Annotated in this window: 16 protein-coding genes; 4 read left to right on the plus strand and 12 right to left on the minus strand. The window is 34.3% G+C overall.

All coding sequences use genetic code 11. The features are described from left to right. The first annotated feature begins 98 nt into the window (after positions 1 to 98). A complete protein-coding gene (gene lolA / locus BM227_RS07435; protein WP_092912617.1) occupies positions 99 to 623 on the plus strand; it encodes a LolA-like outer membrane lipoprotein chaperone in 525 nt (174 codons plus the stop codon). Here the strand turns inward: lolA and BM227_RS07440 are convergent. The 10 genes from BM227_RS07440 to flgH form a co-directional block, all read right to left on the minus strand. After that, positions 620 to 1,924 carry an APC family permease gene (locus tag BM227_RS07440; protein ID WP_092912618.1) on the minus strand — a complete coding sequence of 435 codons (1,305 nt, stop codon included), beginning with the start codon at positions 1,922 to 1,924 and terminating at the stop codon, positions 620 to 622. The genes lolA and BM227_RS07440 overlap by 4 nt on opposite strands. 93 nt (positions 1,925 to 2,017) lie before the next feature. After that, positions 2,018 to 2,854, minus strand: a complete 837-nt coding sequence (gene lipA / locus BM227_RS07445) for a lipoyl synthase (protein ID WP_092912620.1) — start codon at positions 2,852 to 2,854, stop codon at positions 2,018 to 2,020. Next, positions 2,841 to 3,422, minus strand: a complete 582-nt coding sequence (locus tag BM227_RS07450) for a lipoyl protein ligase domain-containing protein (RefSeq protein ID WP_092912621.1) — start codon at positions 3,420 to 3,422, stop codon at positions 2,841 to 2,843. The genes lipA and BM227_RS07450 overlap by 14 nt, the downstream gene beginning before the upstream one ends. Then, on the minus strand, positions 3,419 to 4,741 hold the full coding sequence (locus tag BM227_RS07455; protein ID WP_092912623.1) for a dihydrolipoyl dehydrogenase family protein: 1,323 nt from the start codon (positions 4,739 to 4,741) through the stop codon (positions 3,419 to 3,421). Before BM227_RS07455 ends, BM227_RS07450 begins: the two co-directional genes overlap by 4 nt. A gap of 1 nt (position 4,742) precedes the next feature. Continuing rightward, on the minus strand, positions 4,743 to 5,957 hold the full coding sequence (locus BM227_RS07460; protein WP_092912624.1) for a CatA-like O-acetyltransferase: 1,215 nt from the start codon (positions 5,955 to 5,957) through the stop codon (positions 4,743 to 4,745). After that, complete coding sequence (locus BM227_RS07465) at positions 5,947 to 6,948, minus strand: alpha-ketoacid dehydrogenase subunit beta (RefSeq protein ID WP_245757039.1); 1,002 nt, start codon at positions 6,946 to 6,948, stop codon at positions 5,947 to 5,949. The genes BM227_RS07460 and BM227_RS07465 overlap by 11 nt, the downstream gene beginning before the upstream one ends. Continuing rightward, positions 6,911 to 7,882, minus strand: coding sequence for a thiamine pyrophosphate-dependent dehydrogenase E1 component subunit alpha (locus BM227_RS07470; RefSeq protein ID WP_092912626.1), 972 nt, complete (start codon positions 7,880 to 7,882; stop codon positions 6,911 to 6,913). The genes BM227_RS07465 and BM227_RS07470 overlap by 38 nt, the downstream gene beginning before the upstream one ends. Positions 7,883 to 7,975: 93 nt before the next feature. Beyond that, positions 7,976 to 9,892, minus strand: coding sequence for a 1,4-alpha-glucan branching protein GlgB (gene glgB, locus BM227_RS07475; protein WP_218147929.1), 1,917 nt, complete (start codon positions 9,890 to 9,892; stop codon positions 7,976 to 7,978). 8 nt (positions 9,893 to 9,900) lie between these two features. Further along, the gene (gene glgA / locus BM227_RS07480) at positions 9,901 to 11,388 is read right to left on the minus strand and encodes a glycogen synthase GlgA (protein ID WP_092912628.1); all 1,488 of its coding nucleotides are present in this window, start codon (positions 11,386 to 11,388) and stop codon (positions 9,901 to 9,903) included. Positions 11,389 to 11,497: 109 nt separating this feature from the next. Continuing rightward, complete coding sequence (gene flgH, locus BM227_RS07485) at positions 11,498 to 12,211, minus strand: flagellar basal body L-ring protein FlgH (protein ID WP_092912629.1); 714 nt, start codon at positions 12,209 to 12,211, stop codon at positions 11,498 to 11,500. Between the two features lie 80 nt (positions 12,212 to 12,291). Here flgH and BM227_RS07490 point away from each other — a divergent pair, with 80 nt between their 5' ends. Both BM227_RS07490 and BM227_RS07495 read left to right on the plus strand, forming a co-directional pair. After that, complete coding sequence (locus tag BM227_RS07490) at positions 12,292 to 12,738, plus strand: GatB/YqeY domain-containing protein (protein WP_092912631.1); 447 nt, start codon at positions 12,292 to 12,294, stop codon at positions 12,736 to 12,738. 141 nt (positions 12,739 to 12,879) lie between these two features. Beyond that, positions 12,880 to 13,518 (plus strand): phosphoribosyltransferase, encoded by a 639-nt coding sequence (locus BM227_RS07495; protein WP_092912633.1) that lies wholly within the window; start codon positions 12,880 to 12,882, stop codon positions 13,516 to 13,518. 246 nt (positions 13,519 to 13,764) lie between these two features. On the opposite strand, the gene BM227_RS07500 is transcribed toward BM227_RS07495, so the two are convergent. Both BM227_RS07500 and BM227_RS07505 read right to left on the minus strand, forming a co-directional pair. Further along, on the minus strand, positions 13,765 to 14,412 hold the full coding sequence (locus BM227_RS07500; RefSeq protein WP_092912635.1) for a restriction endonuclease: 648 nt from the start codon (positions 14,410 to 14,412) through the stop codon (positions 13,765 to 13,767). A gap of 46 nt (positions 14,413 to 14,458) precedes the next feature. Continuing rightward, positions 14,459 to 15,769: a DEAD/DEAH box helicase gene (locus tag BM227_RS07505; protein WP_092912636.1), complete on the minus strand. Its 1,311-nt coding sequence runs from the start codon at positions 15,767 to 15,769 to the stop codon at positions 14,459 to 14,461. A 108-nt stretch (positions 15,770 to 15,877) separates the two neighbouring features. Here BM227_RS07505 and BM227_RS07510 point away from each other — a divergent pair. After that, positions 15,878 to 16,139, plus strand: a 262-nt coding sequence (locus BM227_RS07510; protein ID WP_143089715.1) for a transposase family protein, incomplete at its 3' end; no start/stop codon positions are given.

Here is a 16,139-nt window from a genome sequence, read left to right on the forward strand (position 1 = left end):
CATATTTTTTTGATTAATGAAACATTTTATCCGCTTTTATCTATTTTTAGTAGACGATTTTATCACACTTTTACAAAGCTTTATATAAAATCAAAATTATGAAACGAATAACAATAATAATGCTTTTTGCATCAACACTCTTAGCAGAACTTCCTGTCCCTGATCAGATTCAAGCTGATTTTCACCAAACAGTAGTTAACTCAGAAAATAATCAAACATTAAACTATACTGGTTCTGTTTTTATGAAATTTCCAAATGAGGCAAAATGGATCTACAAACAACCAATTGAAAAGATAATCTGTTTAATGCAAAATCGTGCTTGGGTTATAGAACCAGAATTAGAACAAGCAACACTCTTTCAATTAGATAAAGCTGTTCCTGTTTTAAAGATTTTGAAAAAAGCTCAACAGATTGATACACATAAATATAAAGCACTCTATGAAGGCATAGAGTACATCATAATAACAGACAGTAAAGATCAAATAAAACAGATCAAATATATAGATGATTTAGGCAATAGTGTACTACTGACTTTTGAAAAAATAAAAACCAAACTTATAGATCCATCTTTTTTAAAGTGTACTATTCCTGAAGATTACGATATTATAGATGGTCGATACTAAAATAATTTACTTTTTGATGCAACATAAGCATATCCCCATGCACATAAACTCAAAATAATATAGATCGCTAATATAAAGATCATCTGTTCAGGTCTTGTTTGATACTCATACCAAACAATCAATACAGCTCCTATAACAAGACCAATAATTGTAGTAATACCCATTAAAGTAGAAGAGTTTGTCAAATGCCGAATTTTAAAATTGGCTATTGCCATAAGAAGAGATACAAAAAGAAAAGTTATACTTCCAAACTCTAAAATAAGACGTAATCCTCCAACTAAGATTAATACAGAAGCTGTGATTGCCATAGCCAAAATTGCATATGTTGGAATTGTACCTTTACGCTTACATAAAATATTTGGTAAATAACGATCATCTGCAATTCTAGCCATTTGACGAGATGAACCAAACATTGTACTACTTATAGCTGATGATGTTGCAAGAATTGCACCAATAATTACCAAATCTCGTCCAAATGCTCCCATAACCTTTTCTGCACCAAATGCAAGTGCATACTCTTTATTTTGAATCAAATCATCAACTGGAATAGCTATAATAGAACTTAATGAGATAATAAAATAGATAGTTGCTACCAATAATAAAGAGATATAAATTGCCCTAGGAATATTTTTTTCAGGACTATCCATCTCTTTTACTCCATTTATTACTAGCTGGAATCCTTCATATGCAACAAATGTAATTGAAGCAACAATAAGAATATCTATATGATTTATACGTTCTAAATCATTTCCAACAGTCTTATAAAATGTTTTTAGATCCATATTATTATCAGCATAGATAAGCATCATAGAAATAACAAATAAAATAGCAAGCTTTGCATAAACCATGGCATCTTCCAATTTTCCCATACCCTTAACACTCCAAAGATTGATAAAAGCAAAGATCCAAATAATTATTATTGCAAAACATTTACGCATCAATTCATTATGGGCAAATTCTGTACCACTAATAGTATATGATGAAAAAGTATAAGCATATAGAGCAAGTGTAGAGATATATCCAAAAATTGTATACCAACCTATAAAAGAAGCAGCTAAATGAGAATTAGGATATGTACGTTGAAAAAAAGCATATGTCGCACCCTCATCTTTATAATAGACTCCCAATTTTACATAAGCATAAGCAGCAAAAAATGCAATTAATCCACCTAATACAATAGCAAATGGTGCCAATGAACCTATCATAGATACAGAAATTCCCAATATTGTAAATATACCTCCTCCTACCATCCCTCCTATGGCAATTGCAATTAACTCTTTAAGTCCTAAACTTTTACACATAAAAAAACCTTTTTATCTATATTTTCTTGTTTTATATATTTTATTATATATTTTAAAGTTTTTTACAAATAAATAGAATTTTATTGTATATTTTTAATATGATTGTCTATCAGCATAGTAAGAGCTTCTAACTAGTGTTCCTGATGCAACTGCTTTAAAGCCCATCTCAACAGCCTTAGTTTCCATCTCTTCAAAAAACTCAGGTGGATAGTAGCAAATTACCGGATGGTGACTTGAAGATGGTTGCAGGTACTGCCCTATTGTTAACTCTTCTACACCTGCTTCAAGTAAATCTTTCATTGTTTCTATCAACTCTTTTTTACTCTCTCCAAGTCCTACCATTAAAGAAGATTTCACAGGACCACTGAAGTTTGTCGAGTAGTATTTTAAAACCTGCAAGGAGCGGTCATAATTGCTTTGTGAACGTATACTTGGTGAAAGGCGGCGTACTGTCTCTTCATTGTGTGCCAATTTATCGACACTACACTCTATAATACGTTCTAAAGCAGACTCATCTGCTTTGAAGTCTGGTGTAAGTAACTCTATTTTTACATCTGACACTATAGCTCGTATTGAAAGTACAACTGACTCAAAATGTTTTGCACCATAGTCTGGCAAATCATCCCGATCAACAGATGTAATAACAACATAGCTTAGCTCAAGCTCTTTAATAGTAGTGGCTATACGTTCTGGTTCTGTAGGATCTGGAGGCAATCCTCTACCTGTTTTTACATTACAAAAGCTACAAGCTCGAGTACAGGTATCGCCTAAGATCATAAATGTTGCTGTGCCACGCTGGTAACACTCTGCCCTATTTGGACAAGCACTCTCTTTACAAACCGTTGTAACACTGTTTTGTTGTAAAATATGATCTGTTTTTAAGATAAGTTCAGGATCTGGAGCTTTAACTTTAGGTTTATATGGTCTCATCAAATGCTTTACAAACTGATCTGACTATACTATCATTTACCTCATCTAAAGATAGTTGAATCCCCTCATTGGCAAGTGAAGTTGGAACTATACCTTTAATATTGCAAGGGCTAACCTGATTATGAAAAGAGAGATCTACATCTACATTAAGTGCCACACCATGAAGTGAAACACCAAAACGGTACCTAAAACCAAGTGAAGCAATTTTACGATTCTCAATATAATAACCAGGATTACCCTTATCATAACTTACATCAGGAAGAATAGAAGAGAAGAGATCTTCATAAACTCTTTTTACACTACGATAAAAAAGCAGAGGTTCTGTAACCTGAAAACAGAAGTAAGCTATAGCCTGTCCTTCAGAGTGGCAAGTTATGGAGCCTCCTCTATCACTCTTTACTGTTTTTACAGACCATTTACCGCAATCATCAGTTCCGACAGTAAAGATTGATGGGTGAGAGCATAAGATTAAATGGTTATCTTTATCTTTAGAAGCTTCGTTATGCACGTCTCTCATCTTCTCATATGCAACTTCATAGTCGACAACTCCCCATTTATGAAGTATCATAATCTAAAAAACGCCCTTTCAAGCGCTTCAGAAAAGGTTGGATGTGCCAAAATAGTCTCTTTTGCCAATGCTGCACTAAGCTCTCCAGTTAGAGCCATTGCCGCTGTAGATATAAGCTCTTCAGCATTGGGGGCTAAAATTTCAGCACCGACAATGAAATTTTCCGCATCTGTGTAAACAACCATTATTCCATCTTTTGCATGGTGTATATGCGAGTATGTAAAAGCATTAAGAGGAACAACAGACTCTTTAAAAGGCTCATCCAACTTTTCAAGCGTAGAGCGTGTCAAACCAACAGAGGCATAACTCATAGGCAATGTGTGGATAAACTTTACAACATAATCAAGATTTAAAATAGATGGTTTTCTATTTAGGAGGCGATTAACCACATTAAGCACTTCTGCACGTGCCGCATGTGCTAGCTGAATCTTTCCATTACAATCACCTATGGCAAAATGGTCTGGTTCAGTTGTTTCAAACATTTCATCAGTCTCTATACCATGTTCATTGAGTTTTATCTGCGAACAAGCCACCACATCAGTATTTGCATGCCGTCCAGTAGCAACCAACAGTTTTTCTGCAACTAAACTGCTTCCATCTTCTAAAGTAATCAATGCACTCTCATCACTGCTTTTAGCCTTAATAATCTTACTATTTGGCATTAAGATAATGCCAAGTGATTCAAGCTGTTTTTTCATTGAAGCAGAGATAGAAGGATGAGCCTTTTCAAAAAGCTCTTCAAAGAGATAGATCAGTGTTGTTTTAACACCACAAGCTGCAAAAAATGATGCCATCTCAAGTCCAATTGCACCATTTCCATATATAGCTATAGATTGTGGAAGAGATGACATCATCATAACCTCATCACTTGTAATAATCTGTTTTCCATCGTATGTAATTCCATCAGGAATAAAAGGTTTTGATCCAGTCCCAATAACCACATATGCAGCCTCTATTTTTTCATTGCCAACACTAATTTCATGCGGTGCCGTTACTTTAGCATCACCCTCTATAAGCGTAATATCTTTACACTGTCTTACAATCGCTTTATTAGAACTTTCAATCAATCTTCTCTTCTCTATCTGAAGCTGCGACATATCTAAAAGAGCTTCCCTTGAAAATATAGATGTTGCCTTAGTAGCATAACCCAAATAACCATAGTGCAAAAACATTTTAGAAGGAATGCAACCCTTATGCAAACAGGTACCTCCAAGTAAATTTAGATTACGATCTATTAGTGCTACACTCATACCTGCTTTAGCTGCCACTACTGCACCGGCATAGTTTAATCCTCCACCAATAAAACAGATGTCATACATTTTAATCCTTTGCATCTCTGTAAAAGTTTGCATCTAAGACCAATCTTTTTAACGTATTCATAAACTCTGCTGCCTGATAACCATTAATAATACGATGATCCATTGTCAGCGTAATAGCAACTTTTCCACCATCTTCACTACCTATGGCAGCAATCCCGCTATCACTTCTATTTATCATTGCATCAAACTGTTTGATTCCCATCATTCCCAAATTACTGATGCCAAATGTTGATCCTTTAAAATCATCAGGCAAAAATCTTTTGGTTTGTATCTTATCTTTAAAATCTTTTAAATCTTGACTAATCTCTTTAACACTTTTTTTATTGACATCTTTAAAAACAGGCATATAAAGCATATCTTTATCAGCCATCGCTACAGATATTGAAGCATTTGACCAAACTTGCAACTCATCTGTGCCTAATGTTGTTCGAACAAAGTCATGGTGCATCATCGCTTCACCTATCAATTTAATGAACCATACTGTAATAGTAGCCTCTTTGTTTGCAAATTGTTTGAGTTTTGTAACATCTATCTCATCATAGAGATGATAGACAGGTTTTTTTACAGCTTCCATAACAGTAGAGATCATTGCTTTGTCTCTTGAAGTTAACGGTTTTGGCAGTGGAACATTCTCTTTTTCTATAAAATCAAGAATATCTCTTTCGCCATACTTTTTCCCTTTTTCAAAAAGCTCAACAGATAGATGATACTTATCTAACAATTTAAGTGCTTTAGGGGTAAAATAGCGACGAATATAGAAATCTTCTATCTCTTGTTTATGCGCTGGAGTTGGCAACCTGCCGCTTTTTTGAAGCTTTTTTATCTCAATACCATACTTTTTAGCTTCCAACTTTGCCTTTGGAGAGGCAGTTCCTTCATTTTTAGTGACTATTGGCTCTCTTTTTACAAATACCGGTTTTGTTTTTATATCTTTTGGTTTATCTATGACTTCTGGTTCTACTACTTTTTTAAACTCTTTATCTGTATCAATAACTGCAATGATAGTACCAACTAAAGCAGTCTCACCCTCTTTTAGTTTAAGCTCTCTAACAACACCATCTTTAAAACTCTGTACCTCCATAATAGCTTTATCACTCTCAACATCAGCTATTACATCACCTACCTTTACCTCATCACCAGCTTTAACTTTCCAACTTATTAGCGTACCCTCTTCCATAGAGTCGGAGAGTTGCGGCATTGCTATTTCATAAACCACTCTTCTCTCCCCACTCTACTATCTGTTTTACAATTTTTTCAGGTGTTGGTATAGAGGCTAACTCCAGTTTTCTGTTGTAAGGAATTGGAATATCTTCACCTGCAATTCTTAGAGGTGCAGCATCTAAAAGATAAAACATCTCTTCAACCGCCCAGCTTGTAATTTGTGAGCCAAATCCGCCTTTTTTGTGATCCTCTTCTACAACAACCAAACGACTAGTCTTTTTAAGTGATGCTGCCAATGTCTGATAATCTATAGGATTTAAAGAGCATAAATCTATAACTTCACAACTCTTTCCAAGATTTTTTTCAATCTCTGGTACTGCTTCTAAAACATCATCTACCATTTTAAGGTAGCTAACAACTGTTATGTCACTTCCCTCTTTGACAACAAGTGCCTTAAATGGATCAATATCACTCTCAAAATCTACTTCACCTTTTTTATTGTAAAGCAATTCGTGTTCTATAAAAATTACCGGATCATCTAACAAAATCGCCTTTTTAAGTGCGTGGTAGGCATAGTTGACATCACTTGCAGCAAAAACTATCAATCCTGGAACAGATGAAAGCATCTGTTCATAACTCTCACTATGCTGTGCCGCTAACTGCTTGCTGACTCCTTGAGGCAAACGGACAACCATAGGCAAAGTAATCTTACCTGCACTCATATAGTGCAGTTTAGCCATATGGTTTATAATCTGATCAAATGCTAAAAGAGCAAAGTTTGCCGTCATAAGCTCTGCAACAGGACGAAGCCCACCTATTGCCATACCAACACCATTTCCAATAATGCTAAGTTCTGCAATAGGTGTATCTATGACTCTTTTTTCTCCATATTTAGCAAAAAGCCCCTCCGTTACACGGTAACTGCCGCCATATATGCCTATGTCTTCTCCAAGCAAGACAACATTGGAATCAATCTCCATTGTCTCATCGATTGCTCTATTTAATGCTTCACGATATAACATTGGCACAACTTTGGCAAAAAACATTTTTATATAGCTCTTCAATCTCTGGTTCAGGACTAGATAAAGCAAACTCTACAGCTTCCTCTACCGCTTCTTGAGCTCTTTTTTCTAATGTTTCAATATAACTATCATCTACCAAGTAGTTATCTTTTAACACCCTTTTCATTCGCTCAATAGGATCTTTTGATTTACAAACCTGCATCTCCAATTGAGTGCGGTAACTGCCCGGATCACTCATTGAGTGCCCTTCAAAACGGCACGTAAATGCCTCTACAAAGATAGGACCATGACCATTGTATATGCTCTTTTGAGCCTCTTTTAGAGTCTCATATACGGCAACAGCATCCATACCATCAACTTCAACTGTCCGCATGTAAGGCTCAGCCTTTTTTGACTGTTTTAAAAATGGAGCTACACTGGTAATTTTTGTACCAATAGCATAACCGTTGTTTTCGCAAAGAAATAGAAGAGGAAGATTTTGAGCACTTGCAATGTTTAAAGATTCAAAAAAAGCCCCGCAGTTTGTTGCACCATCTCCAAAAATAACCATAACAGCCTCTTGACTGCCTTGATACTTTCTAGCATAAGCACAACCTACTGCATTTGGAATATGCTCACCAACAATGGCATCACCACCATAGAAGAAGTGTGAAGGATCATAAAGGTGCATAGAACCACCTTTACCACGACTTACACCGGTAACTTTTCCAAAAAGCTCTGCCATAACAGATTTTGCACTAAGCCCACGTGCAATAGCCATAACATGAACACGATAACCAGAGAAGATGTCTCCTCTATCAAACGCCTTCATAGCAGAGACACTAAGAGCTTCCTGACCAATATCTAAATGTAAAAATCCTGAAATATTACCTTGCATATAGTGCTCTTTAGCCGCAAACTCAAATTTACGACCAAGAACCATAAGATAGTAGATCTCTTCAGCAAGCAGCTTATTCACAAATAAGCTTATATTGTAGATTATGTGTCATTGAGTATTCCTTCTTATAATGACACATTATAGCCATATTGAGTTAATATGCTATAACTTTTTTCAAATTAGTTTAAAAAAACAAACTCCCAAGGCAGGAAGACGAACATTTATTGAGTGTTTTCTGCCATTACACTCTATCTCTTCTGTTTCAACAGGCTCTGGATTTGTAATATTCCACCCCTCATAAACCTTGTATTGAGAGTTAAAAATCTCTTTCCAACGCCCAAAAATGGGTACACCTACACGATAATTCTCATAAACTCTATTGGCAAAGTTACAAACAACTAAAATTGTCTCATCTTCAATATTACTCTTACGTATAAAACTTAAAACATTTCTCTGTGTATCATTGGCTTCTATCCACTCAAAACCGGCATGCTTCTCATCATACAGATATAATGCCCGTTCGGTTTTGTAAAGTCCATTTAGATCACTAACAAGCCTTTGCAATCCTTGATGCATCGGTTTTTCAAGCAGATGCCAATCTAAACTATCTTCATAGTTCCACTCACGCCACTGCCCAAACTCACCACCCATAAAAAGAAGTTTCTTACCCGGATGAGCTGTCATATAAGAAAAAAGAGCTCTTAGATTTGCAAACTTCTGATTCTCATCACCTGACATTTTGTTAATAAGCGATCCTTTCATATGAACCACTTCATCATGACTTAGGGGCAATAGAAAATTTTCATCAAATGCATACCACATACTAAAGGTTATATGTTGGTGGTTATGTTGTCTATGGATCGGATCAAGCATAAAGTATTTGAGTGTATCGTGCATCCACCCCATATTCCATTTAAAACCAAATCCAAGCCCACCTGTATAGACAGGGCGTGTAACCTTTTTATAGGCAGTTGACTCTTCTGCAATCATTACAATATCTTGGTATACACCATAAACAGTTTCATTGAGCTGTTTTAAAAACTCAACCGCTTCTAAATTTTCATTGCCTCCATACCTGTTTGGAAGCCACTCACCATCTTTTCTAGCATAGTTTAGGTATAACATTGAAGCGACAGCATCAACTCTAATCCCATCAATATGAAACTTTTCAAGCCAATACATTGCACTTGAAATTAAAAAGGCACGCACCTCATTTCGTCCATAATTAAAGATAGCACTGCCCCACTCCGGATGGTAACCGAGTCTAGGATCTTCATGCTCATAAAGGCAGATACCGTCAAAATTTAAAAGACCGTGACCATCAGTCACAAAGTGCGAAGGTACCCAATCCATAATAACGCCAATATTGTAAGAGTGCATAATATCTACAAACTGCATAAACTCCTGCGGTGTGCCGTAACGTGCTGTTGGTGCAAAATAACCTGTTACCTGATACCCCCAAGAACCCTCAAACGGATACTCAGTAATTGGCATAATCTCAACGTGAGTATAATTCATCTTTACCAGATAATCCGCCAGTTCTGTTGCCAACTCAACGTAACTAAGAAAACGGTTCCCCTCTTCTACTTTTCTACGCCAAGAACCTAAATGGACTTCATAAATTGTTATTGGTTTGTCGTGGGCATTGTGTGTTTTACGAAGATCCATCCAAATATCATCACTCCACCTATAATCATCAATCGAGCAGATGCGTGATGCAGAATGAGGAGGTTTTTCAGCATATTTAGCATAAGGATCAGCTTTTTTAAATGTACGACCGTTAATGCTTGAAACAATATGGTATTTATAGGTTTGACCAATGAATGCTCCCTCTACAAACCCTTCCCAAATGCCAGAGCTATCATCTCTTAGTTTAAGCGGATGTTCTGATGGATCGTAGTGGTTAAAGTCGGCAACAACGCTCACAGACACAGCATTTGGTGCCCATACAGCAAAATAGACACCTTTTTTACCTTGTCGTTCCATAATATGAGAACCCATCTTCTCATATAGTTTTACGTGGGTTCCCTCTTTAAACAGGTAGATATCCATATCGCTAAAACGGGTAATATCGTAGTAAATTTGATTCATAACACTTCTTACTTATAGTTTTGTACACGCTTGGCATAAAGCGCATAGTAGTAAAGGTCTTCATACGCCTTAGCCGACTTTTCCCAATCAAATCGTGCCTCCATAGCACGCTTTTGCATTAACTGGTAAGTTTCTGGTTCATAGCAGTAAGTCTCAACTGCCCATTTAACTGTTTGGTAAAGAGCTTCAGTAGTTGCATGATAAAATTTAAATCCATTACCCCCTTTAGTAGCAGGATCGTAGTTATGAATAGTATCATCAAGACCGCCTGTTGCACGGACAATTGGCAAAGTACCATACCTTAAAGAATATATCTGATTTAATCCACACGGCTCAAATAGTGACGGCATCAAGAAAAGGTCACTCCCAGCTTCAATCTTGTGTGCCAACTCATTGGAATACCCTATATGGCAGGCAAACTTTTTGGGGTATCGGTTAGCAATATCGCTAAAAAATCCCTCAGCCCACTTCTCACCGGTTCCAAGCATTACTATCTGTATATCTAAATGCATAAAACCCTCAATCACTCCGGCAATCAGACCGATTCCTTTTTGTTCAGCCAAACGCCCAACAAAGCCAATTAGCGGCACATTATCTCGAACTGGCAGGTTAAAACGCTTTTGCAAATCCTTTTTGCAGACTTCTTTTCCTGACATATTATCAATGTCATACTGTTTGGCTATATAGGGATCAACACTCGGATTCCATTCATCATAATCTACACCATTTAAAACTCCGTATAGCTTATGGCTGTGAGCACATATATGCTCATTAAGTCCAAAACCAAACTCTGGTGTTTGAATCTCTTGTGCATACTTTCTACTCACTGTCGTTACTACATCAGCGTGAAAAATCCCCCCTTTAAGCAAGTTTACACCATCCATAGCTTCAAGCTCATAAGGGTTAAAATGCTCCCATCCTACCTCCATCACATCGACAATATCTTTGAAAAACTGCCCTTGATACTGAAGATTGTGAATTGTAAGCAAAGATGCAGTATCTTTAAATGTTTCATCAAAAGCGTAACAGCTCTTTAATAGAAGTGGTTGAACTGCAGTATGCCAATCATTTGAGTGGACAATATCTGGTTTAAACTCCAACCTTTTACACAGCTCTAAAGCCGATCTGCTAAGAAAGATAAACCTAAGATCATTGTCTGTGTAGCTAAAACTGCTCTCATCAGCATAGAGACCAGATCTACCAAAGAACTCTTCATAATCTATGAGATATATCGGTACATCAGATCCAGGAAGATAGTCTCTATAAACACCTGCAAAAAGTTCACCCATTGGCCCCATCGATACAATAAGAGGTTCATTTAGAGGCTCAAGATTTGATCTATCTATGCAGTAGTAACGAGGCATAACAACAACTACATTATGACCAAGCTTTGCCAATGCTTTTGGAAGTGTTCCTGACACATCAGCCAATCCACCGGTTTTTGCAAATGGAACTGCCTCTGAAGTAGAAAAGAGTATATTTAAAGAGTGATTCATACTGGTTTCCTTAAAATATAAACCAGTAAGTAGTTTAGTAAAAAATATCTACCACAACAGCTTAATAGTTTAAACCATTGTAGCAGATATTATCAAATATAAATTTTAATTAAAAAGGCCAAACAGATTCTACAAGTTTTGTACCCCAACTCTTTTCTGTTGCTTCCTTAATATCACCCTGAGTTTCGTACATAATTTTTGCATCAGCTATATTTTGAGAGTTAATTTGATTTGTTTGAGATATATCTTCTGGGCGAATAACTCCACTAACGTGAAGTATCTGCTTCTGACCATCAATCAATATTTCTCTCCTTCCATCAATAAAGTAGTTTCCATTTTCAAGAATTTTAATTATGCGAGCTGAAAGAGTTGTTGTAAATGTTTCTGTACGCTGACTAGAACCTTTTGCATTAAATACATTGTTAGAATCTATTTTAAAACCCACATTTGTTAGAGCATTGACTTTTGCAGCTAATTTGCCCATTTCACTACCTGTTGGAGCTGTCATTAAACCACCACCAAGTCCATCAACTGTACTTTTACTAACAGACTTTTGACCACTTGATGATGCCAAGATATTCTCATTTATAACAACTGTAACTATGTCATTTACATTCATTGCCTTTTTATCAGAAAAGACTGGATTGTCTCCCCTGCCAAAGAGACTACCTGGATTTTCAATATTGTTTTTAGGCTCTTTTGGTGGAAGTTGTTCCACATATTTTGGAGGCTTAAAATTTATTTTTGCATCAGCCTGATGACTGCTGCATCCTGCAAAAACAATTAAAACAGATGATATAGCCAATAACTTTAATCCTCGCATACTCTTTCCTGATTTTGGTATAATTCAATGCAATTTTATCAAAACAGTAGCAAAAACTGTTCCAACATAAGGATTTCCCAATGAGTCAACTCAAAGCAAAACTTCAAGCTGATCTTAAAACAGCAATGAAAGAGAAAGATGCATTCAAACGAGACGTTATTCGCTTTGTTATGAGTGCTATCAAACAGATAGAGGTAGATGAGAGAAAAGAGTTGAGCGATGCTGATATTGAGGCTATTTTAGTTAAACAGATCAAACAGCGAAATGATGCTATTGATCAATTTAAAGAGGGTGGTAGAGAAGACCTTGTAGAGAAAAATGAAAAAGAGCTGGAGATACTTCGAAGCTACCTTCCTGAACCAATGAGTGAAGATGAGGTAAGAGAGATTCTAAAAGAGATCATTGCCGAAACTGGTGCCGAGAGTATGAAAGACATGGGTAAAGTTATGGGTGCTGCAAAAAGCAAAATCGGCAGTCGTGCAGAAGGTAAAGTTATTAACCAAATTGCAAAAGAGCTTTTGTCTTAAACCTCCTCTTTTTACGGGAACTCCTCCCGTAAAAGCAAACTCTTCCCTATTTTACTTCTAAAAAAAACTTAAATATTTTTTTGAACCATACAAAATATAAATTTATACTATCATATAGAAATATATAAATTAGGAAACATTATGTTTAAAGATAGAGTAGATGCAGGGAAAAAGCTTGCAGAAAAACTTAAAGAATTAGAACCATTTGAAAATTCTATTATCCTCGCACTTCCTCGTGGAGGTGTGCCAGTAGCTTATGAAGTGGCAAAGATACTAAACATACCATTAGATGTCATAATTGTGCGTAAACTTGGAGCACCTCTTAATGAAGAGTTTGCAATAGGTTCTTTAGTAGAAGGCAACCCAGAACGTGTAATTTTAAATGAAGATGTAATTCGCAAACTTGGAATAGAAAAAAAGTATCTTGATGAAGTCATAAACAAAGAACGAAATGAGCTTCACAGAAGAGAAGAACTATATAGAAAATCTCAAAATATACTCTCAACCATTAAAAATAAAAAAGTCATACTCATAGACGACGGAGTTGCAACAGGTTATACCATAAAAGCAGCACTTACAGCAATTCGTGAACAAGAACCAAGTTCAATAATCGTTGCTCTTCCTGTTGCTCCTCTTGATGCTTTAAGAGAATTAGATAGATTAGCCGACCAAGTCATAATTCTTGAAACACCAGAGCCTTTTTGGGCTGTAGGTGCACATTATAAATACTTTAACCAAACGAGTGATACTGAAGTGGTTAAACTGCTTAATCAATTTTAGATCTTTTATTGAGAATATTACGCCCTATCAAAACCAGTGTTCCATATGCTACTGCTACTACAAGCAATGAATTTATTACCCACATCTCATCTCCTTTTATTGGAAACTTTATTTTAACGTAGTAGGCTTTATTTTGGCAACCTAAATCTAACTATATTTTTTTTGAATAAGACTCCTTAAATCAATAAATCTTACTAGTCAACTAAATTTAAGAGTTAATATCATTTAAATTAATAATTTAGACAATTAGTCAGGCATATGTAACAGCATATAATTTACTATATTTCTATTCTCTTTTATATATGCAATAGCTGATTTATCTAATATTCTATTTGATATTGCAAAAATTCTTTGTATTTTATAATTTTTATATATAGGATTTTTTTCTATAAAACTGTATGTATCACCAACAAATGATTTTATCTTTTCATGATTAATTTTATATTTACTATTTTCTTTCCAGTTTTTACATTGTATTAAAACAATTTCATCATTTCTTATAGCAATTAGATCTATACTGCTATCTTTCTTCCCTTTTTCTATTCCATTAAATTTTACAATGTATCCTAAATTTTCAAAATATTTACCTACGTATTTTTCATAGTCTTTACCTTTTTTTACTAAAGATTTTTTATATTCCTCTTTACTCATTCTCTTCTTATTATTTTCTGTTTTAACTTTTAAATCAACTATAGTTTCATTATCAATTTTATTATTTTGATATTTTTTTTCAATTTCTTGTTCTATTTTTTCCTTTTCTTGTTTCAAAATTTCTTCTTTTAGCTTTATATATTCACCAGGGGTTTTAAATTTCTTTTTAAATCTTTTTTTCTTTTCTTGTTCTGTTTGATTAAGAAACTTTTCAATAGTATTAAATAATTTTGATATACTCATTTTATATTTATATTTATTTTTATTTTATTAATAAAATAACATTATCTTAAATAGTAAAAATCCAATAATTTTTCCAAAATTCAATATCAAATGAATCTAATTCTTTATAATATTTAACCAAGTCATTAAAAAATATCATCTTTATTTTATTAATATCATTTTTATTATTTATTTTATTCCATAAAACAGTAGAAAATGATATATTATTTAAATCTTTACAATGATACATAAATCTTTTTCTTTCAAACTTTTCAAAAGGATTTGCCAAAATATTTTGTTTTATCTTTGAATTATTATTTATAAAGTCTTGATTTTCAAATGGAGATTTATTTCTATCTATTTTTAAATTATTATCCAACCTATACTGATAAAACTTTTTAAACTCAGTAACAAGTTCATCTAAATTACATTCTCCATTATGATTAATAACTTTAAACATAGAAAGTATAAAAACCATTTTATAAGATAATGAATAGTTCCCTTCTTCTATAAATTCAAAAAAATCTTCATAAATTGTTTCATCATTATGAACTTTTAAATTTTTAAATTTTCTAATTTTATCAACTTGAGATGGATGATAGTAATTAATAAACTTTTTCCCAACAGGTATCTGAACATCTGGTTTAACTTCTTTTTTCTTTACCCAACTTTTTAATGTACCTGTTGAAATATAAAGTTCTCGTGCAAGCTGTTCATCACTTAAATAGTCTGCATACTTTTCTTCAAATGTAAATATATCAATATGCTCTAATTTTCTCTCTTCTTCATAAAGACCTTCTAATATAACCTCTTCATGTGATTTACTATCTGGATTTAAAACATCTGCCCAAGCTTTATATTCACTAACTCCCAAAAGAGCATGAATTGACCAAGGAGTATTTTTAAATGTTCCAAGTCCACCATAATTATCAACTATATCTATAACATATAACGCCTCTTTCCCCTTATATTTTCTTGTTCCTCTGCCTATCTGTTGAGTATATAAAACTTTTGACATAGTTGGTCTAGCCATAACAATTATAGATGTTCTTGGAGAATCCCATCCCTCATTTAATAAAGAACAAGTAGTTAAAAACTGAATTTTCCCCTCTTGATACTCATCAATATATTTTAAAGATTTTTTGTCATTACCACTTACAGCTTTACAAGATATATTATGCTCTTGCATAAGTCTTGCAACCTTTTTAGCATGTGCGACTGAAACACAAAATATAATCCCTGACTTTTTGGGCATACCACTATCTATAAAATATTTTTTTAAAACATCAACAATCAGTTGATCTCTTGATGGTACAATTACAGTTCTTTGTAAATCGCTTGAATAATAGTCCTTACCATTAAACCTAACTTCAGACAAATCAATATTACTTTTTACCCTAAATGCTCTTATTGGTTAGCCCATTCCGATACTAAGGAATACTTTTTGCTATAAAGCCAAAAAAGTATATTTATATCGGGAGAAAAAATGGAGCCAGAATTATTGAAAATTTTAAAAGAGCATATATCAGAACAGGCAAGACCACAGGGGAGACAGTATAGTTTGCCGGTAATAATGTTTTTATCGATAATAGCTATATTAATGGGAGCAAAGAATCCAATAGAGGTATATAAATGGATGAAAGCAAACGCTAAAAGGAAGGAGATAAAAAAATTACTAGGAGTAGAGTTTATACGAATACCTGGGAGATCAAGATTATATGATTTTTTTGAGATAGTAGATAAAGATG

Origin of the sequence: Hydrogenimonas thermophila (assembly GCF_900115615.1) — a bacterium.
GTDB lineage: Bacteria > Campylobacterota > Campylobacteria > Campylobacterales > Hydrogenimonadaceae > Hydrogenimonas > Hydrogenimonas thermophila.